Genomic DNA, 26,702 nt, shown 5'->3' on the forward strand with positions numbered 1-26,702 from the left:
TTAGAGATCCAACGTTGCGACAACTGGGCAATGATCCGAACCTTCTACTTGATCCAGTATATCAGCAGACGACAAATATTTCTCAAGACCTTTTGAAATACAAATATGATCGATTCTCCAGCCTCGGTTGGAAAGGCGAGACAGTGTCCGATAATCCCACCACGAGTATCTGTTTGTTTCTCGCGGTTTAAAGTAGCGGAACGTATCGATGAAACCTAAGTCGAGAAAAGAATCAAACCACGCACGCTCTTCTGGGAAAAATCCACTCACTTTTGAGAGGCGAATGGGATCATGCACGTCAATCGCTTCATGTGCGACGTTGTAGTCACCAACAACTACGAGTTGACGACCCTTATCCAACTTTTCTTTTAAATGCACATTGAGATCTTTTAAAAACTTTTGTTTGAAGTGATGGCGCACATCACCTGATCCGCCATTCGGGAAATAGATGTTGTAAAGATCAAACTCACCGTGATCTGTGATCACAATGCGGCCCTCTGAGTCATACTCAGGGATACCCATGCCGAGCTCTACACGTGGAGGTTCATTATTCACAAATGTCGCAACACCCGAGTAACCTTTTTTTGTAGCAGACGACCAGTAAGAATACTTGCGCATCAAGGTGCGAGCACCGATCTCGACCTGATCAATATGAGCTTTGGTCTCTTGAACACAAAAGACATCTGGATTTTCGTGAGAAAGAAAATCGAGCAAATTTTTTTTATAACAAGCTCGAATACCGTTCACGTTCCAAGAGATGATTTTCATCAGTTTCTCCTTGAGTTTCCATTCTATAAAAGGCATCTATAGATAGCAGAGAGAAGGAGACAGTGTCTATGCCTATGATCAATCAACCGGCGCCACTCTTTACCGCCCAAGCCGTTTTTGACGGTGGAGAGATCAAAGAGGTTTCTCTTAACGATCTTAAAGGGAAATGGGTTGTTCTTTTCTTTTATCCCCTCGATTTCACCCTGGTATGCCCGACTGAGTTGACGCAGTTCCGTGAACATATCGCAGAATTTAAAGCTGCAGGTGCGGTCGTCATGGGATGCAGCGTAGATTCCGTTCATTCTCACAAACGCTGGCTTCGCGATGATCTTGGAAACTTGGGTTATCCATTGATTTCAGATCTGACAAAACGTATCGCCAAAGATTATGGTGTTTTAATTGAAGAACGTGGCATCGCAACTCGTGGCACTTTCATCATCGACCCGGATCAAAAGCTTCAATACATCGGAATCCATAACACAGCTGTAGGTCGTAATGCGGCAGAGATCATGCGTGTGCTTCATGCGTGTCAATCTGGCGAACTTTGCGCAGCAGGATGGCAACCGGGCGATCTTCACATCATTCCGTTGAAATAATGAAAAACATCAAGGGTGAATTCATTCAACAACTGCGCGCAAGCTTTCCACAGCTCGAAAACGAGCCTCTGGAAGAGCTTGTGTCGGATCAGTTGGTTTCCCCTTTTCATGTTGAGCTGCCTTCTTCGGTCTTAACTCAGGCCCAAAATTTCATTGAAAAGATTTTTGCGATTCGAGAATTGCCAGCGTATCAAAAACTTTATTCGGATGCGTTGGCCGAAAAAGGCATTCGCGATCCGGGCAATAAATCCATCATGATGAGTTATGATTTTCACACCGACGAAAATCAGAATTTGAAATTAATTGAAATCAATACCAACGCGGCATTTTTGGCATTGGGCACGGAAATGTACAAGGCACACAAGATTCCACTTCCAGTGTCTGACTTTTCTTTTGCCGAGGTGAAAGCTGAAATCGAAACAGAACTTCGTCTCAATGGTCGCGTTCCTTCACAACCTTTGAAAGTGGCGATCACAGATGAGGATCCTGCTTCGCAGAGACTTTATGTGGAGTTTTTGGTTTATCGCGAACTTTTCAAATCTTGGGGTTGGGTTTGCACGATTGAGGATTACCGCGAACTTTTTAAAAACTCTTCGCCGGATTTTATCTACAATCGACACACGGATTTCTTTTTGTCCGACCCGACAAGTGCTGTGTTGAAAGAAAAATTCTTAAACCGAGAAGTCTGCCTCTCACCAAATCCTTACGAGTATCTGATGCTCGCGGATAAAAATCGCATGGTAGAATGGAGTCAACCTGGCTTCTTTGAGGCTTTGGGTGTGGATTCCAACAGTGCTGACTTCCTCAGAAGCATTGTTCCCCGGTCTTTAGACGTGAAATCCGACAATGTGGAAGAGCTTTGGGCACAGAGAAAGAAATTATTTTTCAAACCCAAAAATGCGTACGGTTCTAAGCAATCTTATCGTGGCGAAAACATCAGCCGCAAAGCCTTTGACGGCTTAAAACACGAAGAGACTTTGGCACAAGAATACGTGCCCGCTCCAGAGAGAGAATTCGTTACACCCGAGGGTCCGCAAAAATTTAAATTTGATCTTCGCTGTTATGCTTATCAAGGTCGTTTACAGCTCGTTCTGGCACGTCTTTATCAAGGCCAAGTCACCAATTTGCGCGCTCCTTATGGGGGTTTCGCGTGTGTAACATTCGTCTAGTCCAGTAGGCATATAAACATTTTTAGGGCTTAATATTAAAGTGCAGGCCAGTTCTGCCGAATAGAAGGTATTGTCTCATTTTTCTACAAGGAGAGTAGAAGCCCTATGACGATGAAACTCAGCGGTGCACGGAAACGGCAAGAAGCCAGTCAATTTTATTCGGCATTTGATCAAATCGACGGACAACATCCTTGGATGAACGCAGTCAAAGAAGGTTTCGTAGCCTACAAGGTTCGCGAACTCGGAGTCGGTAAAGTCACTTACTTCAACTTTATCCTCGCAAAAGAAATGGGTTTGATTTCTCCGGATCATCCCCATGAGATGAACGAAGACCTGCAGCAAAAACTCATCAAAACTTTCTCTCTCCAAATTATAAATGAATACGATGAACTCACTCAGCGCCGCATAGATCCTGCCACAATTCGTCCTAATAATTACATGGCCACTCGCTACCTCCAACTGCAACACGCCAACAAACAAGGTAAAACTTCAGGCGATGGCCGTGGTATTTGGAATGGAACTTACTCGCACCGTGGAACGACTTGGGATGTTTCCAGTCGCGGCACCGGCGTAACCAAACTTTCTCCTGGTTCGGTAGAAGCACAAAAGCCTCTTAAAACCGGTGGCACTGAATTTGGCTATGGCTGTGGTCTTGCTGAGATTGATGAGCTTCTTGGCGCTGCGATTTTAGCGGAAGTCATGCATTTGCAAGGTCTGCGCACAGAGCGTGTTCTGTGTGTGATTGATCTGGGTAAAGGTTACGGAATTGGCGTGCGCGCGGCACCGAACCTCATCCGCCCCGCTCATTTATTTTTATACTTAAAACAAGAACGCTACGCGGAACTCAAAGCCGCTACGGACTACCTCATTGAACGCCAAGTTGATAATGGTCAATGGAATATCAAAGCTCGTGGTTTGCAAAAGTACGATGAGCTTCTTTCTTGTGTAGCGAATTCTTTTGGTGAATTCACGGCAGCACTGGATATCGATTATATCTTTGCTTGGCTCGATTGGGACGGCGATAACGTCTTAGCTGATGGTGGCATCATCGACTATGGCAGCGTTCGTCAATTCGGCATTCGTCATGATAAATATCGCTATGACGACGTGGAGCGCTTCTCGACAAATTTGAATGAGCAAAAGCAAAAAGCTCGCCTGATCGTGCAAGTCTTTGCGCAACTAGTGGATTATTTGAAAACGAAAAACAAAAAACCTCTCAAAGATTTTGCTCACCATCCTGCGGTGGTCGAATTTAATGAGTCGTTTAAAGAAAAACGTGCAGATCGCATGCTTTATCGCGTCGGCTTTAATCAGCACCAGCGTGAATTGATTATGTCAACGCCTGGTTTGTTTGAAAAGTTCGACAAAGAGTTTTCATTCTTTGAAAGAGCCAAAGTCAGCGGTTCAACTGAAAAAGTTGCCGATGGTGTGAATCACGCGGCCCTATACAATATGCGTTCTTTCCTTCACGACTACCCGGCATTCTTGCTCGAAAGCGCTGTGCCGTTTGAAAAGCGTTGGATGACGGAAGGTCAGTTCTTTAAAACCATTCTTTCAAGCTTTGCTAAGTCCCGCGACACGCGCATGGGCGAAAAACAAAGACGTCACATCGAAAGCATGCAAAAGATTTATCGTGAATTGGTCACTGTGGCTGCGGGTCGCAACAAGCCTGAAACAATTTTAGCCGGTTTAAGCCAACGCGCGCAGAAGTTGAATTCTGATAAGCGAATTACTGGAAACGCCTTGATTGAGATGGTTGATCAAATCATCACCGAAAAGAAAAAAGGACTTCCCGCTGAACAAATCCAAAAGATCGTGGATCGTTTGGTCTTTGAACACAACGGCATGCCTGAAGTTGCAACAAGTCGCTTCTATAAAAACTTGCATCAAGTTCCAGTTGTCAAAATGGATCTTTACGCAAAACTTTTAAGCCTCGTCGAAGAAAATAAAGAAAGTATCTAATTAGATCGGTCTATTTCAGGCGAAGAGCTAGCATCTTTGCCAATGGACCGATTTCCATTTGGCTGTCTTCGTTGGCAGCACTAATCAATAAATCTACTTTGGGAAAATACCGAAGCGTAATAGGAGCATCTAAGCTCTCGCAGTTTTTTGCGGGTGACGTGACAGAATGTCGGCGGCACATGACCGGGCGATCTTCGTAAATGCTGCATGCGCCTTCTTGGTTTAGGAAGACACAGCGACTTTCTGGAAGTTTAATTCCCGCACTCCAGGATTTATCTTGAATGGATCTTTGACTCTGTTGTGTCAGTCGTTCTTCATCAATAACATGACCATTTTGAACTAATTTTGCCAGGATATCGGCTTCGTAGCTTGTGACCTCAACTTCCATATGACAGCAGGCCGAACAGCCTTTGCGACAACTGACTTCGATGTGGGAAGCTTGCTCAATTTCTTTTTCGACTAACTCATGGAGTTTGCGAGCCCGGGGTTCTCCTGACGACAATGCCCGGAACACCTCAGAAGCCTTTTGCAGTTCTTCGCTCAGATTGACTAGAAACGCCTCAAACACCTCACGACTGAGTTGCCCCTCATAGTCTTCCACGAACTTCTTTAAAGAGCGCGTGAGCTTGGTATGAGTGTTATAGAAGGCTTCCTTGGTCATAAGCCACCATAACACAACCTAGGGGTCATACGGAGGCCTAATTTTGTCACTTCGTCAGAATCATTACAGGCGATAACCAGACTGGGAAATGGTATAAGTTTGCACTCCGAGGTGATTGTGAAGACGAGCGGCCTGATCAAAATTCTAGCTTTGTGTGTGGGCTTGGCTTCTTGTGGGCCAGAGTCAAATAACTCCGTTCCCCTTTCTGGTGATGTCGATGGTTTTGCTGGCGGTACGCTGACTGCTAACTATTCAAAATCCAATCCTGCCCAATCGGTTGTCTTGATCAGTCGTCGCGATGATGTTTCTGCAAGTTTTTGCGGTGGTCTTTTGATCGGAAGAAATAAAGTTCTGACAGCTCGTCATTGCGCAATTACAGAAAGCAATGCGCGCTACCTGACCGTTTTGTTCCCCAAAGGTGATAAGTCCGTGTCGACAAGCACTTCTTTTTTTGCTTCAACAAAAAGTGCAGAGGTTCGTCGAGTTGCTTTCCCGGACGGCAAAAAGCTGCTTCCCAACGTCAATGTCAATTTCGATGCTAAAGATTGGAATACGAGAGTCTTTATTTTCGATGCAGCCGTTCTTGAATTGGCAACGAATGCTCCCGACTTCGTTCCCGTCTTTGATGTGAAAAATATGGCAACAGACGAAGACCTGCGCGGTGGCCGACTATCGTCTTTTGGTTGGGATTCTGATGTTATTGAATTTAATGGCAGCAACAATTATTCAGATATAGTACGCAGGGAAAACAAATCTCTCCGCGTTTCTGATAAAAGTCTTTTAGATCGTTTCTTTGCTTCACAGGATCTTAAAACCTATTGCCACGGGCGTAATGATAAATGTTCACTTGAACAAAGCGCGATGCCAATGCTTTATGGTCGCACGGCTCAATCAATAAAACTCCTGACAACTTCTCCGCACCCGATTTGCCAAGGCGACTCGGGCAGTCCCCTCTTCGTTATTACCAAAGAGGGGAAATACAAACTTCTCGGAGTCACTTCCAGCGGACTGGCGATCAACGGTCGAGAAGTCGATCGCAGCCTGACTGGTATTGTGGTCTGTTCAGCGCATACCTTTTATCAAACCGTGCTTCCATTAAAAGGATGGCTTCAACAAGTCGGCAACTAGGTATCATCTAACCGGCTTTGTTCGCCGCAATCATACCGTACTTTGTATCAATACCCATGATGTGGGCTGTTAACCACGTTTTCAAAAATTGAAAGAACGCTGGCGTCAATGCACCGGTTTTCTCAAACTCGGCGGCATGCCCTTTCAGTCGTTCCAGCAGATCTTTGTGGATCTTCTTGTGGACATTGGCTTGAGAGTACGGAAGCGTATCAAAGAATTTCTCTTCGTGTTCGAAGTGAGTCGTCGTCCAGGCAGCAAGTTCGCGGATGATGGCGCCCAATTCATTTTTCGTCGCTTTCGCTTCGTGACGCTCGTAAAGCTTGTTCATGATGTCGATGAGTTTTTTATGCTCGTTATCCATCGCATCGACGTGAGTGGTAAGACGTACCGGGTCCCATTTAAAGAATGATTCGCTCATTGTGATCTCCTTGATGCTTTTAGTTTCGGAGATCCCGAAACCTTTCTACATGACGGAGATCATGATTCATTAACTATTTTTAAGGTCCTGGAGCTGGGCTTTTACCCAGCGTCTTATAATGGGATACTCTTCTTCTTTTAAGGAATGGTCCTTATCCATTTCAACCCAGTTCACTTTAAAACCCGCATCCTTGAGTTTTTCAACGCCGTACTTGGTTTCTTCAAGGGGCAAGACATCGTCTTGATGTCCGTGGGTAAAGAGCCAAGGAGTCTCGATGGCTTCTTTTGAGATGCTGTTACGCCATCTTGGATAAAAATTGAAGTATCCACTGATTCCAACAACGCCCGCCAATTTCTTTGGATAGTTCATTCCTACATCGGCACTGATCAAGCAGCCCTGGGAAAAGCCAAAGAAAAAAATGTTCTCACTCTTCCAACCTTGATTCTCAAGCTCGTTCAAAAGATCAAACATCTTCTCACGGATTTTAAGAACGCCATTTTTTTGGAAAGGCGGCTCACCATACCACGTGTAGCCATCCATAAATTTGCGAGGAGCATTCAACAACAAATAATTCATTTCAGGAATTTTTAGCTCGTCATTGAATTCAGCAAATGGATCAATGCTGTCGCCGCGACCATGCAACACGATCATCAAAAAGTCAGACTTTTTACGTGCTGGGATGAATTTGTGTCTAAATAGTTCCGTGTGAATCATTGGGTCGCTCCGATAGCGGTTTTAGAACAGAAAAGAACCTGTCTGGCTTTAAGTAACTCTTTATCAAAACTTTGTGGACCGTCTTGTAATTCAAGACACTCACCGGCTGCCATCACGCGACCCGGATGTTTCACCGCACGCTCTGGGGCTTTCAACGGATGAAGGAACTGATCCTCCTCACGTCCTACAAATATGTTATCAAATCTCACCGTCACATCAGGAGTCAGACCACGAAGCTGCGGGGACCGCCCTGTTGGAAGATAGTAAAAACCTTTTGTCTCGAACAAGGCGATTTTTTTGTTCTGCGACCAAAGCTCCCCTTCTTGGAAAGAGCCTTTACCGAAAGTTCTCTCACCAACTAGAACCGCACGGTTCAAATCACGCAAAGCACCTGCAACGATTTCAGCAGCACTCGCAGAGGAAGCATTAATTAAAACTGCGATTGGCAAATCAAAGATTTTCTCTTCGCCACCAAAATAGACTTCTGCTTTTTTGCTTGGATCTAAATAGCGCACTTCAAAAATCTTCTTATCGGGACCAACGAAAAGGCTTGTTACGCAAGCCGCTTCTTCCATCTGTCCACCTGGATTGTCACGAAGATCGAGCAACAAACCACGTACTTGTGCTTCCTTCATGTCATTCACGATTTTCTTAGTTTTCTCACAAGTTTCTTTAGCGAATTTATTGATGGTGATCACGCCCACAGGTTTAATACCATCGATCACTTGGCCTGAAACTGTCGCAATCAAGCTTTCTTCACGCAAGAGCGTAAAGCGTTTGATATAGCCGTCGCGAACAACTGCCACTTGAACTTTTGTTCCAACATCGCCCTTCATCAACTCAGAAACTTTGGCTTGCAAGAGTCCGCGCACGCGTTGCTTATCAATGGAAACAATCACGTCACCTTTGATCACCCCCGCTTTTTGCGCAGGACTTCCAGGCATGATTTTGCGAACAACGTACTGACCCTGCGATCTTCCCAAACTCATTCCCAATGATTGTGAACGGCTGTCCGCTTTGGAAACGACTTCTTTGAATTGCTCAACTGGCATCAAGTACGTATGCGGGTCACGGAATACAGAAATAAATCCATTCAGACCTAGCCCCACCATCAATGGCAACTGACTCTCTGAAATATGCTGTTCTTTGAGCTCTTTCCAAATGGTTGAAAATGAAAGCTTCATTGCCTGCGCCGTATGCGCCGTGAAAAAAGCTTTCCAAGGTTCGAGTTGTTTTTTTTCTGAGCTGATGTCAGCAGACATCGAGTCAGCAGGCACAAGCTGACCTTGCTGATTGAGGCTTAAGTTAAAACGCCCAGCGACAGCCAAAATGGAATTCGTACATGCGAGAAAATAGCGTTCCGAACTGCCACAGACTTGATCTTGGACAAGGTCTTCCAAGGACTCTGGACCGAGCCCCGCCTCGGTCCAGTAGTCTTCAGCAGACTTTATCTTGGAAATGTCACTCTTTGGACGTGACAGAGACAGCGTGACCCCCACGGCCAACACAATCAATGAGACTAAGAAAAATCGAGGTGAACTAAGCACTCATCGCCTCCCGCACCGGATATTTAGCAAAGCAACCTGTGTGCCGACTGAGCTGCAATTGGTTAGGTCTCAGGGTGGATTTTATGAAGAAAATGCAGGTTCGCTCAGGCCTTCCACAGAGGGGTTTTATGCGCCGGGCGAATGAAAAGCTCTGTAGCTCGAAAACCGCACCTGTGATAGCGTCAAAGCATGATTATTGTAACTGGTGCAAACGGATTTATTGGTAGCGTGATGGTATGGCAACTCAACGAAGCTGGGTTTAGCGATATCGTCGCCGTGGACTCTGTGGGTTTGAACGAACGCAATCTCCTGAAAAAGAGACAGTATTCACGTTTTTTAGCGAAAGACGATCTTTGGCCTTTTCTTGAAACAAAGGAAGCTAAAGAACAAGTTTCGTGGATCATCCACATGGGTGCATGCTCTTCCACCACAGAAACAAACAAAGAATTCTTGTGGGAAAATAACACTTACTACACACAAAGAATTTTTGAGTGGTGCACTCGTCACGAAAAATCCATGATCTACGCATCCAGTGCTGCGACTTATGGGGCCGGTGAACTTGGTTTTGACGATACAACAGATCCAGAAACTCTTCGTCCATTGAATTTGTATGGCGAATCGAAAGTTCTTTTTGATCGTTGGGCTTTGAAACAAAAAAACACGCCACCACATTGGTATGGTTTAAAATTCTTCAACGTCTTTGGACCAAACGAACATAAAAAAGGTCCGATGGCGAGTGTGGCGTACAAAGCTTTCCATCAAATTCAAGAAAAACACAGCCTGACACTATTCCGTTCTGCAAACCCAAAATACAAAGACGGCGAATTTAAGCGTGACTTTGTATACGTGAAAGACGTCACAGGTTGGATGGCTGAGCTGATGGAAAAACGTCCACGCAATGGCATTTACAACATGGGCTTTGGGAAACCTCGCACTTGGTTAGATCTTGCTAGCAGCGTATTTTCTGCGATGAAACAGCCGATGAAAATCGACTGGGTGGAAATGCCAGAAAATATTCGCGGCCAGTATCAGTACTATACCGAAGCGAAAACAGATAAGTGGACAGCCGCAGGTATGAGTGCACCGAAATGGCCGCTGGAGAAAGCAGTGACTGATTACGTGCAAAACTATCTTTCGAAAGAGGATCCTCTTTTGTAAGAGGAGCTATTCATGGAGACAGATTTTCTACCCTCGCATTTAAAAAAATACATCGTTGAGCAACACTACGAAAAATACACGCCGATCGATCAAGCGGTTTGGCGTTTTATTTTGCGCCAACTTCGCGATTACCTCTCAAAGCATGCTCACGAATGTTATGTCGAAGGATTGCAAAAAACCGGCATTGAAATCGAACGCATTCCCCGCATTGAAGATATCAGCGCTAAACTCAAAGAATTTGGTTGGAGAGCCTTGCCGGTCAGCGGATTCATTCCACCAGCAGCTTTTATGGAACTGCAATCACTAGGTGTTTTGCCCATCGCATCTGACATGCGCACTTTGGATCATCTTCTTTACACTCCAGCACCGGACATCGTGCATGAAGCGGCAGGACACGCTCCGATTTTGATTCATCCTGAATTTGCTGATTACCTTCGCCGTTACGCTCAAGTCGCGAAAAAAGCGATCATCAGCAAAGAAGATCTCGATCTTTACGAAGCCATTCGTGAACTTTCAGATCTTAAAGAAAATCCAAATTCCACTGCAGAACAAATCACAGCCGCTGAAAAGAATTTAGAAAAAGTTTCTTCACAAATGAGTCACGTTTCAGAGGCGACGGAATTAGGTCGCATGAACTGGTGGACAGCGGAATACGGTCTTATCGGATCACTTGATAAGCCTCGCATCTTTGGTGCGGGACTTCTTTCAAGTGTCGGCGAATCAAAATGGTGTCTCAGCGATAAAGTTAAAAAGATTCCTCTCACTCTTGATTGTCTAAAAACGAGTTACGATATCACGGAACCACAACCGCAGTTGTTTGTGACTCCGGATTTTAAAACTTTGGTGACTGTGCTTGATGAAATGGCTTCGCACATGGCCTTCAAGGTCGGTGGTCTTGCGGGTCTTAAAAAAGCAATCGAAGCGCAATCTGTGAATACAGCGGAACTCAGTTCTGGTTTGCAAATTTCGGGTGTCATTCGTGATGCTTTGACAGACAAGTCGAGCCAAGTGGCGTACCTGCAAGTGCAAGGTCCGACACAATTAAGTTTTAAAGACAAAGAATTGCCTGGCCACGACAAGTCTTACCACTCTCATGGCTTCGGAACTCCTGTCGGTGCTTTGAAACAATACCCAGGCAAATGCCCATCAAGACTGACGGACACTGAATGGTCTGCGATCGGCGTAGCCGATGGACAAAATATCCGTTTGGAATTTGCATCAGGCGTGATCGTCACTGGAAAACAGCGTTCGCGTTTAGTTCGTGACGGCAAAACATTGTTGCTGACTCTGGATGGAGCGAAAGCAGAATGGAACGGAAAAGTTCTGTTTGATCCAAGCTGGGGTGCATTTGATATGGGACTTGGAATGAATGTTCCGTCCGTATTCGGTGGACCAGCAGATCGTATTGCTTACGGAGAAACAGAAGACTTTGTGGCAAAACGTGTTCCAGCTCCCCGTTACTCTGAGCAGGAGCTGGCACTTCACAAGCAATATGCGACTCTTCGTCAATTGCGTGAAACAAAAGTCAGCGGTGCTGAATTAGAAAAGGCCCTGACAACTCTGCTTGCAACTCAAGATAAAGAATTCGCGCAAGACTGGTTGTTACGTGTGGAAGCTCTCGAGCTTCTCAAAGCGCGCGCCTCTAGTTCCGTGTTGATCGCAAAAATTGAAAAAGATCTGAATACTATCGGCGCCAAGGATGAAAACGCCAAAAACCTAATCCAAGATGGACTACGTCTCTCTGGAGCCTTGGCATGAAACGTCCCTTTGAAGTTCGAATAGTTCTGGTGCGCTCTCTTTATGAGCGCAATATCGGCGCAACCTCGCGTGCGATGAGCAATATGGGAATGGATAAGCTGATCCTTATTGCTCCCCAATGTGAACTGACTTATGAAGCTCAAAAAGCGGCGGCGACTGGGCAAACTGGTTTACAAAATCGCACGGTTTATCAGAACTGGGATGAATTTTTTAAACAAGAACCAGAAAGTATCGTGATCTGCTTCACCGCTCGTGATGGTAAAGGTCGCCAAGTTCGTGATATTGACGACGTTCTTAATGACATCAAAGACCACGCGCCTGCTTTCCAAAAAGAAAGCGACGTTCCTTACGTCGTACACTTGGTATTCGGACCGGAAGACTGGGGTCTCAGCGCGGAAGATCTGGAGCATGCGAATTTCTGTGCCTGCATTCCAACTTTCGGTGAGAACTGGAGTTTGAATCTGGCTCAAGCGACGTTGCTCGCGATGTTTTCGCTGCGCAAAGTTTGGGGCGGAGAGCGCACGAAACTGGATGGCGGAAGCTTCCGTCGTGCCCCTCGCGGAGTTGAGGGTATTAATCCGGAAGAATCTTTGCGCATTTGGCTGGAAGAAATGGGCTTTGATCTTTCTAAACGTAAAATGAACGTGTTCTTGGTTCTTCGCCGCATGCTTTTGCAAAACACGCCAACGAAAAAAGAGTTGGTGATTCTTGAAACCGTCTTGCAACAAAGCATTCGCAAACTTCGCGAGTGGAAAGAATTGAAAAACCGCGAACGTTAATATGCTCCCTGAAAAAGGCAAAGAGAAGGTCCCCTCCCTTCTCCTTGGTTAGATGATGAAGCGGTAGAGCAAAACCTTTTCATCACCTTTTTAATTTTAAATTATTTTTTAAATTCTATTTTTTGTTCGCAAACCTTCCGGCCATCCTCTGATTGAAGCTGGACGTAAACTTCGCACAATTATTTGAGTCACCCAAAAAACCTTGTCATCGATTCCCCTCCGATCTTATACAAAGCCTTAAAGCAACGTCAGTGCCATGGCCCCTTAAGCATCAGGTTCTTTAACGCCTGTATAAGAATTTGAATTCGACCAGATTCTAAGCAAAATTCAGGTCCATAAATTCGTCCGCTTCGTTCCAATCCAAAACGAAAATTTGATCGGCAAAAAAATCAACCGCACCTGAGGAGAAAATTAGGGAGCATCCAACCCAGAGTCAAAAATATCGACACCGCCCACTTGTCGAAGAAGTTGACTGCTTCCTTCCGGTACGGCACCGCCTCAAATCAAGATCCTCGAGCATAGGGTTTGCAATTCAACCTCGCTATGAAAACTCTCACGCCGTCCTCCATTTTAAGAGCTTCTCTGCCACTGGTATTGACCTTTTTAAGCTCCATTGCCTATCCATTGGACAACGGCAGCTGCAATTTCAACCCTCAAGATCCGCACTCTCCAGACGCGCGCATGATTAAGGGCAAGTACCAAGGTCAATGCATCGATACCTCCGCGAAGCGTTCCCTGAAGAACCTAGGGCAAGATTCAGCAAATGAAATCTTGGTGGCGAACTACCGCAAAAACGGCAAATTCTATACGGCTCGCATTGATCTTCGTAAAATTCAAAAAGTCAGCATCGTCGCTGTCGATCTGAACCCTGCACCTTTGAACAAATGGGGCATTATCACGGTCTCGCACACAGAAATGCGCATGAAATTCACAGACAGCGAAGCCATTCAGCTCATCCCTCAAGATCCTTCCGATACACCTCTGACCGACGACGACTTGATTATTTCATTTAATTACATGGCCCCACCCGGTGTGGTTTATAATCCTGTGAAAGGTTTTAAAGACGGGCTTTATGGCAGTGTCGTGCAGATGTTCTCAACTCACGATGAAGCAAATACTCGTTTCGTAAAACAAAATCTAAACGTGTACGAAGTGGATTTAAATCTCAACACCGAACAAGCAGGCCGCATCATTGTCAGCGCAGTCAATACCAGCGAAGCCAATGGCTATAACGTGAACTACAACTCTTACACGCGAAACTGCGCTTCTGAATTGTTCCTTATTATCGACAAAGCTTTGGATATAAAAACGCGTCCCTTCCGCTTGTATCCGTCGTATTTAACGGATGCGGGCTTTATACCGGAAGTGCGTGCGCTGGGAAAACGCAAGTTGATTGATCCCAAGAGCCAAGTCGCATTGGTTAATAAAGAATTCGGCTACGAACAATTTCCAAGCGATAGCAACCGCTACTACAATTACTTTTTGGGAAAGACCTATCAGAACATCGCAGATCTTTTCAAATACTCATGGCATCAACCATAAAAAAAGACCCATCAGTTTGACTGATGGGCCCTGCACTCAAGGAATGTCATGAAGGGAATTCAATTTCACTCCGTAGAATTTAAAAATTAATTACGCTGAATGAGACGAGCGCGCTTTCGCTTTCACGCACTTTCTTAATGCTTTCTTTTTGATATTTGGATTTTCGGCCTTGCATTGATTTTCATACGCTCTGAGATTTTTTTTCGAAGTTTTCGCTTCTGCATTCATTCCAATTGCGAACGCCAAAGATAACGCTGACAAGATCATTAAAGCACGCTTCATGCGGAGCTCCTTATTTATACTCTCAGTTTATCAGCGCTGTGTGCGGTGGCAATTTGCCAAGATAAAAAGTCTTTTAACTTATCTGTTCTAGATTGTTACTCACTATAAAGACAGTGTATGGTCAATTTATGAATATTTTAGTTGTAGAAGACGAAGCAAGCATTCTTAAGAATCTCACTATTACACTCGAAACCGAAGGCTGGACGGTGAAAACGGCACAAAGTCTTCCGGCACTTTCGACTCTTCTTGAGATGAAAAACTTCTATCCGCACATCATCGTCCTCGACAGAATTCTAGGTTCTGAAGATTCCGCGTCGATGATTGAGAAAATTAAAAGCCGCTTCGTCGATACGCGCATACTTATTCTGTCCGCCATCGACACCGGCAGCGAAAAAGCCAAGCTCTTGGATTTAGGCGCAGATGATTATCTTTCTAAACCATTCTCCTCACAGGAATTGGTTTCAAGAATCAAAGCCCTTTCGCGTCGATCTTCATTAGTAAAATCTCTTGATGAACTTCAGGTTGGTAATTTAAGCCTGAATCAGTACCTACGCTCCTCGACTGTTGATGGCGCACCATTGCCTCTCACACAAAAAGAATTTCAACTTTTGATTTTATTCGCAAACAACCCGGGCAAAATTTTTCCTAAAAATATTTTAATGGAAAAAATCTGGAACTCTGAAAAAGACAGCGAATCCAAAGTCGTTGAAGCCACAATGAACAACTTACGACGCAAGCTTGAAGCCAGTGCGGCGACAGTACAAATCAAAAATATTCGCAATGTAGGGTACTGGCTTGAGGATTAGATATTTCTTTATTTCTCTCGCCTTTTTGCTGGTCACCGCCCTCTCGATCACCAGTCTTTTGGCTTTCTACTATCGCAGCGAACGCCTGAGCTCGCTTGATGACCAAATTCGTGAGTCTGCGACTTCAATTGTCGATTCGCGCATTTCAGAAATTAAAAACGCAGACTATTCTCAGGCCAATAGTATCATTTCAGATGAACTGGGTCCTGATCGTATCGGTAAGTTCTTTATCATCCGCACGGACGACGGAGAAATTTTATTTCAAACGGAATCCATTCGCCTGCTTGGCGTGCAAGTACCCCGCACTCCGCAATGGGTCAGTATCGACTATGAAGACAAACTGATTCGAGTTCTTAATCTTAAACTCCCACGTGTTCCCAATCGCACTTTGCAGGTGGGACTGGTCACAGATTCTAATTTTCTTTTCTGGAGTACTTTGACGTCACGAACGATAATGTGGATCGCTGTTCTGCTCGCGGTCTTATTTGTTATTACTCTGTCTCTTTCGAGAACTCTGTTCGCCCCAGTTAGACAAGTCGGTCGCTATCTGAAGGATGCACAAAACTCTCTGGAAATGGGGCGGGATGTTCCGCCTCTGCCAGAAGATTTTAAACGTTATATGAGAGAGCGTCGACTGAGCAAATATGATGAGTTTGCCGAGCTCTTGATCGGCATTCAGCAGCTTGGCACGCGAGTGAATCTGAACACCAAGTTCACACGTTCTTGGACGTTTCAAATGGCGCACGAACTAAAAACACCACTCACAATTCTGAATCGTGATCTCGAAGATTTAGCGAAGAAACATCAATTCTCTCAGCAAGAAGTCGATGAGGTGAACGTTTCCATGAAACGTATTTCAACGACGATCACGAATTTTCTTAATTGGGCCGACGTCGCTAGTACGCAAACTCCGACCAATCTTCATGTGATTCGCATCGGAACTGTGCTTTCGGAATTGATGATGGGATGGAATAAAATTTCTGATGGTCGTTTGGCCGTCACAACCGACGTCGACTTCCAGGTGATGTGCAATCCCTTCCACCTTTCCCATTTACTAGATAATTTGGTCAGCAATGCTCTGAAATATGCTTCTCCAGGTCCTGTGAAAATTCATTTGAAAGATCATGTTCTTGAGATCGTCGATCAAGGAGAAGGCATTCCGAATGATGTGCTCGAAAGAATTGGCAGTCCCTTTAACAAGGGCCCAAGCACGCGCGGAAATGACACCGGATCAGGTCTTGGTTTGGCATGGGTACAAACTATTGTGGATCTGTATGGTTGGAAAATGCGCATTCACTCCACTGCCCAAGGAACGACAGTGGAGATTTCTTTTCCGAATCTTTCAGTGACGACTTAAGAGGTCGCTAGATCTTCTTTGAGAGCATTTTCTTGCTCGCGCAGAGTTCGCAACTTTAGATCTAACTTTGCTAAGGACACGGCCATCACCTGACCGAGATCGTTGAGTTCTTCAATTCTTTTGATGGTGTCATCTTCCGAACCACCAACCAGACGAAGGCCCTCGAGTTTTGCAGAGTTCAACTCAATTTCTTTCGAAAGGCTTTCAAGCTTTTGATTGATCTTTTTACGGTCTTCACTCAAAGCCTTCGCGATCTCGCGGGCTTGATCAAGACTCATCACCTCTGGCTTCTCCGTGAGAAGCTCTTCTGATTCGGACTTTTCTTCTTTTTGGAAAGCGTCCCAGAAAAGGGACCACTCATTTTTGAGGGCGTTTATGATCGACCTACTACTGTCATCACCCATATAGTGCTAACTGCTCCTGCGCCCTAAGGCGACTTGCGTGGCTCGGTCTCGGGAACCATGAAATAGCAAAGACCGTAAACCAAAATAGCGGCTCCGAAGGTTACGAGTAAGAACAGCACGAATGCCACTCTGACCAGGCCCACTTCCAGCCGATATCTAGAAGCTATTCTAGCACAGACGCCCAGCAGTTTCCTATCTAGAGCTTGGTCTAGCTTGTCGACGCGTGGCAGACATACCGCTAGGATCAAATATAAGAGGCCGCCAGTTCCGAACCACAAAATACTTACAAGCCAAATAACGCGGATGATCCAGGTTTCGACCCCAATGGCATCAGCAATACCTTTACAAACTCCTGCTAAAACCCCGACGTTCGACCGGGTCCAACGGTAATTCTGCGGTGTCATTGAAATCTCCCTGTAATTAAAAAATCATTTCCGAAAATTTTGTAGCGCGGATCTTGGAGATGAATTTTATTTTTCATTTCTTCAATGCGCAAAGTTTCCGTCCACGAGCGCGAACCGCCGGCGCCCATCAAATGCGGCGCTTGGAAAAGATAAAGACGATTCACTAAATTTTCTTTCACAAATGAACTTGCGGTAAATGCTCCGCCTTCCACCATCACGGAGCGGAAACCCAACACGTAAAGTTGAGATAGCAACTCATGAAGATTCAAATCCCCGCCGACTTTGGTTTTCACAAAAATCAATTGCGGAGCTTTTTCCCAACCCTCAACCATTTTCAAAGCTTCGGTTTTCATTTCCTCGGCAATACACCAAAACACGTTCTGCGCGGTGTGAACTTGCCCCAGCTTCAGCTCGGGGAACCGCGGTAACAATTCAGCCTCCCCATCCAGAACAACGACTTTGTTAATTTTCTGAATAGAAGAATGACGAATGTTCAAAGACGGATTGTCGAACTCAATTGTTCCCTTACCAACAAGCACGCCATCATAACAAGAGCGCAGGTAATGAACATACTCGCGGGATTCAGGACCCGTGATCCATTGGCTTTCGCCTGACTTCAAAGCAACCTGTCCATCAAGACTTGAAGCCATTTTCAAAGCGACAAAAACTTTGCGCTTACGGAAATTCCACAGAAAAACTTCTGCGACTTCTTCAAGTGCTTGCTGAATTTCAGATTGTTCCTGCTTATCACTGGACGAGAAAACTTCAGTTTCAATGCCGGCCGCTTTCAAAATTTCAGCGCCTTGTCCGGCCACTAAAGGATTGGGATCAATCAATCCAAAGGTCACTTTTTTGATTGGCATCTTCGCCAGCATCTTTGCGCAAGAAGGAGTTTTCCCTTCATGTGCACAAGGCTCCAGCGTCACAATCACATGCGCACCACGCAATTCATCTTCAGAAAGATTTTTAACGGCATTTACTTCGGCGTGAGGTCCACCGTAAAACTCATGATGGCCAGCAGAAACAAAAGTACCTTCAGGACTTAAAACAACACAGCCCACAAGTGGATTGGGACTAGCACGAGAAGCACCTTTGTAAGCTTCGCTGATAGCAAGCTTCAAGGCTTGCGCAACACTCATCGGAGTGCCGCGCGCAGGAAGAGTGACGGAAGAGATTTGCTCCATATGATCCGTCCTCCTTATCTGAAAAATTAAGTTAAGTAACCACGCTCTTTTTGATCGCGTTCGATAGCATCAAACAAGGCTTGGAAATTTCCATCTCCGAAACCATCGTGACCTTTACGCTGGATCAACTCATAAAAGATCGGACCGAAAGTGTTTTTCGTGAAGATCTGCAACAAGTAACCATCGTGATCGCCGTCAACCAAGATCGCATTTTTTTCCAAACGATTGATGTCTTCTGTTACGTTTGGAACGCGATCTCTCAACATCTCATAGTATGTGTGAGGAGGCGGCGTCAGGAACTGAATTTCACTGGATTTGAGATTTTCCAAAGTCGAAGTGATATCGTTGGTGAGTAAAGCCACGTGTTGAATGCCAGAACCCTTATATTCATCCAAGTACTCTTGAATTTGAGACTTCGATTCAGTTGGTTCGTTAATTGGCACAGAGAATTTACCGCAAGGAGAACGCATCACCTTAGAGATCAAACCTGTTTTAGCTCCGCGGATGTCAAAGAAACGAGCTTCGCGGAAGTTAAAAATATTGATGTAGAAATCGCACCATTTTTGCATTTCACCTTTAGGCACATTGTTTGTGAAATGATCGATCACTTTAAAACCAACACCAGCTGGGGCTTGATCTTCGGCCTTTACCTGGAAAATTTCGTTATAAAGTTTGTCCTGATTCTTCTTATCCATGAAATAGATCAAAGAATCACCAATGCCGTAAACAGCTGGGAACGGTGTTGCACCTTTTTGGTGTTCGTTACCTTCATAAGGACGAGCGCCGCGTGCGACAGCTGTTTTAAATGCGTGGTCCGCATCTTCAACACGGAAACCCGTAGCACTGATTGATTGACCATGAAGTTTTGCAAACTCAGTTGCGAAAGTTTGTGGCTCGCAATTCAAGATGTAGTTGATGTCACCTTGGCGATAAAGTTTGATGTTTTTGCCGTGAACTTGGCCGACTTGTTTAAAAGCGTAGCGCTTAAAAACGTTCTCAAAGTAAGCAGCGTCAGGACCTGAATATTCAATAAAATCTACGCCATCAAGACCGATCGGGTTTTTATCCGTAATTTTGGACATAATTCCTCCTGCGATATATCAAAATCCCTACGACAGTAGCTTTAATTGGGGACTTATTCAAGTGTGAAGAAGTTAAACGATTTCGGATACTTAGGGGTCAAAAACTCACTCTTGTAGGATCTAGGTTATTACAGATGGGAAATGACCATGCCAAAACCTGAGGATTCTCTATAAATAAACCGAAGAATATTTAAGGAGGCCGGAACATGTCGAATCAGAATCCATCAAAAAATCCGGCTTGGTTTTATTGGGCTCTGATTGTGCAAACACTGGCAATCATCATCGCAATTGGTATGCTCAAAGATATTATGTGGATCCTCTAAGCTTGTAGATCACGCATCTCTTCCCTACACTTAAGTCATGACATTAACATCATTTCAAACTCTGGCGCTTGCAGCATTGGTTGTCTATTTTGGACGTTGGCTTAAAACGAAGATTCACTTTATCGACAAGTACAATCTTCCATCCCCTGTGATTGGTGGATTTATCACGGCCGGTGTTTTAACCGTTCTTAAAGCACACGATATCTTCGTTATTCATTTTGATAAAGCATTCGAGCAAGCCTTGATGATTATGTTCTTCACCTCAGTCGGCTACTCCGCTTCCGTTCGCCTACTCAGAGAAGGTGGCCGGATTGTGGTTTTCTTTTTACTTCTCACAATTGCCGGCTTGCTCGTGCAAATTCTTGCCGGTATTGGCGTGGCAAAATTGATGGGCCTTCATCCTCTGATGGGAGTCCTCACGGGTGCCGTGGCTTTGACAGGTGGACCGGGAACAGCTTTGGCTTTTGGCCCTCCGATTGAGGCTGCAGGTGTTGAGGGCGCATCCGCGATTGGTTTAACAGCCGCGATGGGCGGAATTCTTTTGGGCGGATTGCTAGGTTCACCGCTGGCCACATTTCTTATTCATAAAAAATCTTTGCGCGAAAATCTCCACCTGCATGCGACTGAACGGGCGGCTCCTAAAATTTTACAAGCTCACTCCGGCAAAGACTTGCTCTACAATATTCTCGCGTTGATTTTGATTATGGGAATCGGAACAACTCTAAGCAAATGGATCAACGATGATTTGGGAATCACACTGCCTATTTATATTGGTTCGATGATAATCGCAGCTCTTTTCCGCAACATCGAAGACGTGAAGCCGGTTTTTAAAATTGATGTCGACTGGATTGAGGAAATCGGATCTGTTGCACTGACACTGTTCATTGCAATGGCGATTATGTCTTTACGTTTGGAAGAACTTAAAAATGCGGCTCTTCCAATTCTGATATTCTTGGGCATTCAGACAATTTTAGTTGCGATCACGGCGCTCGGTCCTGTGTTTTGGGTAACCGGAAAAGATTACGAAGCCTCTGTCATCAGTGCAGGCTATACGGGCTTTATGATGGGAACGACGGCCAATGCAATGGCAAATATGTCAGCACTCTCCCAGCGCTATGGTCCGGCACCAAAAGCATTCTTAGCTGTACCTATTGTTGGTTCATGCTTTATTGATTTCATCAACGCCGCTCTGATCACCTTCTGCTTAAATTATTTTAGATAACATGTGGGGTTCCACAAACAGCTCGATGTGATTCAGCATCGAGCTCCCTTTGTCCAGTTGGAGTTTCAAAATCCAAGAGTAAAATGGGAGCTGAAGTTTCGACCCTAACAAAGGAGGAGCCCATGTTACGCGCAGCCATCGCTTTCTTTATTCTTGCGATCGTGGCTTTCGTTTTAGGAGCAACAGGCGTCGCGGGACTATCAATGGAAATCGGACGAATTCTTCTTATCGTTTTCCTTGTCCTTGCGATCATCAGCTTCTTTATGAACATGATCGGCAAGCACGGACATCGTTAGCGTTGTTGACTATAAAAGTGCAAAACTTTTGGGTCGACAATAATGGAGCGAGGATTCCACCCGATCAAATGTAATCCTTCAGCCGTTCTTAAGCGGCTGAGGGCTACATAAGCTTGGCCCGGCTCCCAGAGCTGACTGAGGTCACACCACAAGTCATCCAGAGTGGCCCCCTGGCTTTTATGAATTGTCGTGGCATAAGCTAATGTGAGTGGGAACTGAATCACCGATGAAACCACATTGCCTTCAGCATCTTGCAGAGCAAAGGTCGTTTTATCGACTTCCACTTCGCGACCATTGTCTTTTCTTACCGTGATTTTATCGATGGAAATATCAGTGATGTAGCCGCGAGTGCCGTTCACCCATCGCCGTTGCGGATCGTTTTGCAAAAACATCACGCGACAGCCTAGCTTTAAAACCAGCTTCAGCGGCACTGGTGCGGTTTTCTTTAACATCTCAATATGTTTTTCAGAACCAAGATAAATAGAATCAATAACAACTTCGTCTTCGTTAATCTCATCTAATTTTTTTTGATTGAATTTCTCAGCATTGATTTTTCGAGGAAAAAGTCGCGTGCCCGGATCATCTTCATCGTGCTCACGAACATGGTCGTTTAAAAATTCCCGAACACGATCATTGACACGTCCATGGCGAACATCGCTCAAAACATCGAGGAACAAATTATCGGAAACACGTTGATTGTGTGAAAGCAAAACACTTTGAAAACCTGATTGCTCCCAGACGCCATTGAGAAAACACCAGTCGCGCGGACCGCTCTGCGCCACCGGTGGCAATTGGGCAAAATCACCAACACAAATGATACGCATGCCTCCCCATGGGAGTTTTGATTCGCGTGCTTTTTGTGCCAAGGCCTCAGCGATCATCAACGCTTGTCCAGGGATCATTGAAATCTCATCAATGATCACACCTTCGACTTTACGCAGACGTGCCATCAAACGATTGTCATTGCTCGCTCGTTGATAGGTGGCATCGGGTCCACCATCCATAATTCCAAGACCGAAAAAACTATGAAAAGTTCGCCCACCTAAAAGAACAGCGGCGGCTCCGGTACTCGCCAAGATAGGCATCTCTTTAGGGTCAATTTCTCGCATGTATTGACGAATCAAAAAACTTTTACCACTGCCGGCACCACCCGTTAAAAAAACGTTTTCACCAGAGCGTAACAGCTCTAGCGCGCCTGCTTGTTCGGGAGATAACTCGACCTGGTTCTTCGTCATAGGGAATACCATCCTGCCATAAGAAAAAGATAGCAGGTACCTTTTTCCCGCGTAATACTATCCAGACTAAATTAAGGATGGCGCATATGTTCAAACTGAGTCTTTTCATCGTCGCTGGTTTTGTGAGCCTTTCAGCAAATGCTGCAAAAACCCAAAAACCTTCTTCTGATATCCCTGAAAAAAGGGAGTTTCCCTTAAATCCAAAGGTGAATGCTTGTGAAGATTTTCACAAATACGTTTGCTCGGAAGTGGAAGCCAGTTTCAAATTGCGCCCTGATCGCAGCTATCACGACTTTGCCTTCAGCGATTCGAACGAAAGAATTCTGGAAGCAAAAAAGAAATTCATGAAGGGTTTACCTTCGGCAAAAGGTTTGGATGCCCGTACTCAACAGGTCAAAGATTTCTATTTGTCCTGTATGAATGCTCCAGCAAAAGCCAAATCAGAAAAAGCTTACGTGACTCGCTTCGCTCGTGAAATCAACGCTCTCAGCAGCGTGCAAGAACTTGTGGCTTATTCAAACAAGCACTTGGCAACGGGCGAATCTTTGTTCGTCAACCTGTGGCCACAAAACAATCAGGACAACTCTGACAAAATGGATGCGGGCATTGGTGCTCGTTTCATGCTTTTGCCCGATCATAAGTACTATGAAGACGCAAAACTGATGAAAGACTTCAAAGAACTATTGATCACGTTCCTTCAGTCCGTTGAGCCGGGAATTAAAAAATCAGTAGCTGAAAAACGTGCGCAAGACATGATTGATCAGCAAAAAGAATATATTAAAAACTATCCGATCGCGAACGTTCGCCGCCAGCGCTGGAGTGAAAAACGTAATTTTTCTCAAGCTGACTTGATCAAAAAATATCCTCTGCAACAACTCAAAGATGTATTCGTGCATATTCCGAATGAAACATCCGTGAATCTCCCAATTCCTGAAACTTTGGATTTCACAGAGAAAGACCTCACAACTCGTCCGCTGCAAGTTTGGAAAGATCTCTATCTTTATTCCAATCTCGATAACGTGATGGACGATGCTTACCAAAAGTATTTCAAAGCGGCGTTCAAATTTAACAAAGTCTACTTCGGTGGCCCGGAGAAGAGACCAGATCGCCAAGAGCGCTGCACAGTGCAAGCGACGAACTACTTCACAAAAGAAATGGACGCCGCACTTGTTGATAAACTCTTCCCGAACTTTGACGAATCCAAAGTTCAAGAAGTCGCAAGCCGTATCCGCACGAGCATTGCTGACGGCATTAAAGCGAACAAGTGGCTTTCAAAAGATGCAAGAAAGGAAGCTTTGAATAAAATTGAAAAAGCTCGCTTGCAGCTAGTAAAACCACATAACGACCGTGAATGGGACTTCGTTCCACAGCGCACGTACGATCCAAGTGACTATATCAAAAACATGTATACCTATGCCGATGCTTCGTGGGAAAAATCGATGAAAGAAATCCGCGAACCAGCAAATAAAGATGCTTGGGGCATGGGACCGCTCACGGTGAATGCTTACTACAACCCAAGTGAAAACAAATTCGTTTTGCCAATCGGTATTTTGCAATTCCCATTTTATGACAAAGATGGAAGCGTAATTGAAAATCTTGGAGCTGTGGGTGCGGTGATCGGTCATGAACTGGGTCACAGCGTTGACGATCAAGGTTCTAAATACGATCACACAGGTCGCCTGAATCAATGGATGACGATGAAAGATCTTGCTGAGTTTTCAAAACGCGGCGAAAAAATGATCGATCAATTCAACAAAGCTGAGCACGACGGTAAACTCACTTTGGGTGAAAACGTGGCAGACCTTGTGGGCTTGAGCTTTGGTTACAATGCGGCTTTCCCGAAAAATGAAGGCAAGATCGAGGACAAAAAGACCTTCTTTGTCGCCTACGCACGCTTATGGTGCCAAGTGGTTCGACCAGAACTAGAAGCACGTTTGCGCAAAACAGATCCACATGCCAGTGGCCCTGCGCGTATTAATGAGCAAGTTAAGCACCAACCCGGCTTTTCAGAGGCTTTCTCTTGTAAGCCAGGTGATAAAATGAGCCTTCCTGAAAGCGAACGTATTCAGATTTGGTAAGTTTCGCACCTTACCAAGGCCGCGCTCCTTGCGGTCCTGACAGGCACCTGATAAACTCAAAGTCTTTCCTTTCAGGAGGATATTTTAAGTGGCTCAGGTGCTTTTTGAAAATCGAATCGAAAATCCAAATTACGAGGGGGTCTTTGACGTGCCTCCTGCCGAACTCCACCAAAAAATGAATCAAGTAAAGCTAGTCGATGTTCGACAACCCGACGAATACACTGGCGAGTTGGGACATGTTCCAGGATCAGAGCTCATGGTTCTTGATACATTGCCTGACCATTTGATGAACCTACCGAAAGATCACACGATTGTTTTCATCTGCCGCAGTGGTGCCCGCTCAGCCCGCGCGACAGCATTTGCAAAAATCAACGGCTTTGAACATGTGTATAACATGCAAGGCGGTATGCTTTTGTGGAACAATCTCCAACTTCCCGTTGAAAGATAATTAAAATGCCAGGAAAAGTTTTTGTTAATCGTACTTTGAATCTTAAAAAGATCCGTTATATCGGCGTCGATATGGATCACACGCTTGTTCGTTATAACAGCGAAAATTTTGAACGCCTTTCTCACACAACTATGATCGATAAACTCGTGAAGCGTGGTTACCCTGAAACTCTTCGCAAGTTGACGTTTGACTACAACTTCGCGATCCGCGGACTTGTGATCGACCGTAAAATGGGAAATCTTTTGAAGCTGAACCGCTACACAGCGATTCGCGCAAGCTTCCATGGTTTAAAACCGTTGGATTTCAAAACTCACCAGAAGCTTTACAAATCGACTTACATTGATTTGTCGAATTCGGACTATTTGGCTGTTGATACGTCGTTCTCGATCTCTTTGGCGAACTTGATCGCTCAGATCGTGGAATTGAAAGACAGCGATACGGCGAACAAATATCCAGACTACGTCCAAATTGCTGACGACGTATTGGATGCTTTGGATGAAGCTCACCGTGACGGATCATTGAAAGATGAAGTGAAAAAAAATCTGGATCACTACATCATCAAAGATCCGCACTTGGTTGCAGGTCTTGAAAAATTCCGTCGTCACGGTAAAAAGATTTTCGTTTTGACGAACTCTGATTTCCATTACACGAAATTGCTTTTGGACTATGCGGTTCAACCGTTCTTGAAAGAACACAAGTCATGGCATGATCTTTTTGAATTCGTGATCACGTTTGCCTCAAAACCAAAATACTTCTACGAGAACCAAAAATATTTGCGCGTAAATCCAGCTGATGGATCTATGACAAATATGGAAGGTAAATTGACTCCAGGGATTTACCAAGGCGGTAACGCGAAGAAATTCACGTCGGACTTGGGACTTGATGGAGATGATATCTTGTACATCGGTGACCATATCTACGGTGACATCCTTCGTTTGAAAAAGGATTGTAACTGGAGAACGGCCATGGTGATCGAAGAGCTTGACGTTGAAGTTGATAACAATAAGCAAGCAGAACCAGTAAACCAAGAAATTGAAGCTTTGATGCGTAAGAAAGAGCCGTTTGAAGATGAGCTCACAGAGCTTATGACAAAGAAAATCGAAAAGCATGTCGATGTCAGCGAAAGCCAAATCGAAACTTTGCAAAAAACGATTTCTGAAATCGACGGTCAAATCAGTCAGCTGATCAAAAAACAGCAAGCTATGTATAATAGCAATTGGGGTCAGTTGATGCGCGCAGGGAACGAAGAAAGTTACTTCGCTTACCAGCTGGACCGTTACGCTTGTGTTTACATGGAAAAACTGAGTGACCTCACAGATCTTTCTCCGCGCACTTATTTTAGAGCGCCAAGAAGACCTCTTGCCCACGAAATTTACTAGTT

At 44.9% G+C, this 26,702-nt stretch carries 26 protein-coding genes; 15 read left to right on the plus strand and 11 right to left on the minus strand.

Annotation, left to right across the window (positions count from 1 at the left end; all coding sequences use genetic code 11):
* A complete protein-coding gene (locus ACLWOR_RS05510; protein WP_413939679.1) occupies window positions 1-768 on the minus strand; it encodes an exodeoxyribonuclease III in 768 nt (255 codons plus the stop codon).
* 68 nt (window positions 769-836) lie between these two features.
* On the opposite strand from ACLWOR_RS05510, the gene ACLWOR_RS05515 reads away from it, so the two are divergent.
* From ACLWOR_RS05515 to ACLWOR_RS05525, 3 genes are all read left to right on the plus strand, one after another.
* Entirely contained in the window at window positions 837-1,364 is a 528-nt protein-coding gene (locus tag ACLWOR_RS05515) for a peroxiredoxin (RefSeq protein ID WP_413939680.1), read from the plus strand.
* Complete coding sequence (locus ACLWOR_RS05520) at window positions 1,364-2,533, plus strand: hypothetical protein (RefSeq protein ID WP_413939681.1); 1,170 nt, start codon at window positions 1,364-1,366, stop codon at window positions 2,531-2,533. The genes ACLWOR_RS05515 and ACLWOR_RS05520 overlap by 1 nt, the downstream gene beginning before the upstream one ends.
* Before the next feature lie 105 nt (window positions 2,534-2,638).
* The gene (locus ACLWOR_RS05525; RefSeq protein ID WP_413939682.1) at window positions 2,639-4,495 is read left to right on the plus strand and encodes a hypothetical protein; all 1,857 of its coding nucleotides are present in this window, start codon (window positions 2,639-2,641) and stop codon (window positions 4,493-4,495) included.
* Window positions 4,496-4,505: 10 nt separating this feature from the next.
* Here ACLWOR_RS05525 and ACLWOR_RS05530 read toward each other — a convergent pair whose 3' ends face one another.
* The gene (locus ACLWOR_RS05530) at window positions 4,506-5,171 is read right to left on the minus strand and encodes a YkgJ family cysteine cluster protein (protein WP_413939683.1); all 666 of its coding nucleotides are present in this window, start codon (window positions 5,169-5,171) and stop codon (window positions 4,506-4,508) included.
* Window positions 5,172-5,273: 102 nt separating this feature from the next.
* On the opposite strand from ACLWOR_RS05530, the gene ACLWOR_RS05535 reads away from it, so the two are divergent.
* Window positions 5,274-6,284: a trypsin-like serine protease gene (locus ACLWOR_RS05535; protein WP_413939684.1), complete on the plus strand. Its 1,011-nt coding sequence runs from the start codon at window positions 5,274-5,276 to the stop codon at window positions 6,282-6,284.
* Between the two features lie 7 nt (window positions 6,285-6,291).
* Here the strand turns inward: ACLWOR_RS05535 and ACLWOR_RS05540 are convergent, their stop codons facing one another.
* The 3 genes from ACLWOR_RS05540 to ACLWOR_RS05550 form a co-directional block, all read right to left on the minus strand.
* Window positions 6,292-6,702, minus strand: a complete 411-nt coding sequence (locus ACLWOR_RS05540) for a bacteriohemerythrin (protein ID WP_413939685.1) — start codon at window positions 6,700-6,702, stop codon at window positions 6,292-6,294.
* A 69-nt stretch (window positions 6,703-6,771) separates the two neighbouring features.
* Complete coding sequence (locus ACLWOR_RS05545) at window positions 6,772-7,416, minus strand: alpha/beta hydrolase (RefSeq protein WP_413939686.1); 645 nt, start codon at window positions 7,414-7,416, stop codon at window positions 6,772-6,774.
* Window positions 7,413-8,963, minus strand: a complete 1,551-nt coding sequence (locus ACLWOR_RS05550) for a S41 family peptidase (protein WP_413939687.1) — start codon at window positions 8,961-8,963, stop codon at window positions 7,413-7,415. The genes ACLWOR_RS05545 and ACLWOR_RS05550 overlap by 4 nt, the downstream gene beginning before the upstream one ends.
* 189 nt (window positions 8,964-9,152) lie before the next feature.
* Here ACLWOR_RS05550 and rfaD point away from each other — a divergent pair, with 189 nt between their 5' ends.
* The 4 genes from rfaD (at window position 9,153) to ACLWOR_RS05570 (ending at window position 14,200) form a co-directional block, all read left to right on the plus strand.
* Window positions 9,153-10,121: an ADP-glyceromanno-heptose 6-epimerase gene (gene rfaD, locus ACLWOR_RS05555; protein ID WP_413939688.1), complete on the plus strand. Its 969-nt coding sequence runs from the start codon at window positions 9,153-9,155 to the stop codon at window positions 10,119-10,121.
* Between the two features lie 12 nt (window positions 10,122-10,133).
* The gene (locus ACLWOR_RS05560; RefSeq protein ID WP_413939689.1) at window positions 10,134-11,879 is read left to right on the plus strand and encodes an aromatic amino acid hydroxylase; all 1,746 of its coding nucleotides are present in this window, start codon (window positions 10,134-10,136) and stop codon (window positions 11,877-11,879) included.
* The gene (locus ACLWOR_RS05565) at window positions 11,876-12,658 is read left to right on the plus strand and encodes a TrmH family RNA methyltransferase (RefSeq protein ID WP_413939690.1); all 783 of its coding nucleotides are present in this window, start codon (window positions 11,876-11,878) and stop codon (window positions 12,656-12,658) included. The genes ACLWOR_RS05560 and ACLWOR_RS05565 overlap by 4 nt, the downstream gene beginning before the upstream one ends.
* 543 nt (window positions 12,659-13,201) lie before the next feature.
* The gene (locus ACLWOR_RS05570; RefSeq protein ID WP_413939691.1) at window positions 13,202-14,200 is read left to right on the plus strand and encodes a DUF4105 domain-containing protein; all 999 of its coding nucleotides are present in this window, start codon (window positions 13,202-13,204) and stop codon (window positions 14,198-14,200) included.
* A gap of 90 nt (window positions 14,201-14,290) precedes the next feature.
* On the opposite strand, the gene ACLWOR_RS05575 is transcribed toward ACLWOR_RS05570, so the two are convergent.
* Window positions 14,291-14,482 carry a hypothetical protein gene (locus ACLWOR_RS05575; RefSeq protein ID WP_413939692.1) on the minus strand — a complete coding sequence of 64 codons (192 nt, stop codon included), beginning with the start codon at window positions 14,480-14,482 and terminating at the stop codon, window positions 14,291-14,293.
* 128 nt (window positions 14,483-14,610) lie between these two features.
* On the opposite strand from ACLWOR_RS05575, the gene ACLWOR_RS05580 reads away from it, so the two are divergent.
* Together ACLWOR_RS05580 and ACLWOR_RS05585 are read left to right on the plus strand one after the other, a co-directional pair.
* The gene (locus ACLWOR_RS05580; RefSeq protein WP_413939693.1) at window positions 14,611-15,288 is read left to right on the plus strand and encodes a response regulator transcription factor; all 678 of its coding nucleotides are present in this window, start codon (window positions 14,611-14,613) and stop codon (window positions 15,286-15,288) included.
* A complete protein-coding gene (locus ACLWOR_RS05585; protein ID WP_413939694.1) occupies window positions 15,278-16,645 on the plus strand; it encodes a sensor histidine kinase in 1,368 nt (455 codons plus the stop codon). The genes ACLWOR_RS05580 and ACLWOR_RS05585 overlap by 11 nt, the downstream gene beginning before the upstream one ends.
* On the opposite strand, the gene ACLWOR_RS05590 is transcribed toward ACLWOR_RS05585, so the two are convergent.
* Genes ACLWOR_RS05590 through hppD form a run of 4 tightly spaced genes read right to left on the minus strand, consistent with a single transcriptional unit; the run spans window position 16,642 to window position 19,719 of the window.
* Entirely contained in the window at window positions 16,642-17,049 is a 408-nt protein-coding gene (locus ACLWOR_RS05590) for a hypothetical protein (protein ID WP_413939695.1), read from the minus strand. The genes ACLWOR_RS05585 and ACLWOR_RS05590 overlap by 4 nt on opposite strands.
* A 23-nt stretch (window positions 17,050-17,072) precedes the next feature.
* Window positions 17,073-17,453, minus strand: a complete 381-nt coding sequence (locus ACLWOR_RS05595; RefSeq protein ID WP_413939696.1) for a PspC domain-containing protein — start codon at window positions 17,451-17,453, stop codon at window positions 17,073-17,075.
* On the minus strand, window positions 17,450-18,637 hold the full coding sequence (gene ribD, locus ACLWOR_RS05600) for a bifunctional diaminohydroxyphosphoribosylaminopyrimidine deaminase/5-amino-6-(5-phosphoribosylamino)uracil reductase RibD (protein ID WP_413939697.1): 1,188 nt from the start codon (window positions 18,635-18,637) through the stop codon (window positions 17,450-17,452). The genes ACLWOR_RS05595 and ribD overlap by 4 nt, the downstream gene beginning before the upstream one ends.
* Before the next feature lie 26 nt (window positions 18,638-18,663).
* Window positions 18,664-19,719, minus strand: coding sequence for a 4-hydroxyphenylpyruvate dioxygenase (hppD, locus tag ACLWOR_RS05605; RefSeq protein ID WP_413939698.1), 1,056 nt, complete (start codon window positions 19,717-19,719; stop codon window positions 18,664-18,666).
* Window positions 19,720-20,079: 360 nt separating this feature from the next.
* Between hppD and ACLWOR_RS05610 the strand changes: the two genes are divergently transcribed.
* Window positions 20,080-21,264: a sodium/glutamate symporter gene (locus ACLWOR_RS05610; RefSeq protein WP_413939699.1), complete on the plus strand. Its 1,185-nt coding sequence runs from the start codon at window positions 20,080-20,082 to the stop codon at window positions 21,262-21,264.
* Between the two features lie 122 nt (window positions 21,265-21,386).
* Window positions 21,387-21,560, plus strand: coding sequence for a DUF1328 domain-containing protein (locus ACLWOR_RS05615; protein ID WP_413939700.1), 174 nt, complete (start codon window positions 21,387-21,389; stop codon window positions 21,558-21,560).
* Here the strand turns inward: ACLWOR_RS05615 and ACLWOR_RS05620 are convergent.
* Entirely contained in the window at window positions 21,557-22,795 is a 1,239-nt protein-coding gene (locus ACLWOR_RS05620; protein WP_413939701.1) for a DEAD/DEAH box helicase, read from the minus strand. The genes ACLWOR_RS05615 and ACLWOR_RS05620 overlap by 4 nt on opposite strands.
* A gap of 86 nt (window positions 22,796-22,881) precedes the next feature.
* Between ACLWOR_RS05620 and ACLWOR_RS05625 the strand changes: the two genes are divergently transcribed.
* The 3 genes from ACLWOR_RS05625 to ACLWOR_RS05635 all read left to right on the plus strand — a co-directional run bounded on the left by ACLWOR_RS05625 (window position 22,882) and on the right by ACLWOR_RS05635 (window position 26,700).
* Window positions 22,882-24,873, plus strand: a complete 1,992-nt coding sequence (locus tag ACLWOR_RS05625; RefSeq protein ID WP_413939702.1) for a M13 family metallopeptidase — start codon at window positions 22,882-22,884, stop codon at window positions 24,871-24,873.
* 88 nt (window positions 24,874-24,961) lie between these two features.
* Entirely contained in the window at window positions 24,962-25,321 is a 360-nt protein-coding gene (locus ACLWOR_RS05630; protein ID WP_413939703.1) for a rhodanese-like domain-containing protein, read from the plus strand.
* Window positions 25,322-25,326: 5 nt separating this feature from the next.
* Window positions 25,327-26,700 (plus strand): HAD-IG family 5'-nucleotidase, encoded by a 1,374-nt coding sequence (locus ACLWOR_RS05635; protein ID WP_413939704.1) that lies wholly within the window; start codon window positions 25,327-25,329, stop codon window positions 26,698-26,700.
* The last annotated feature ends 2 nt before the right edge of the window (window positions 26,701-26,702 follow it).

It is taken from the genome of Bdellovibrio sp. HCB2-146 (genome assembly GCF_047345725.1).
GTDB lineage: Bacteria > Bdellovibrionota > Bdellovibrionia > Bdellovibrionales > Bdellovibrionaceae > Bdellovibrio.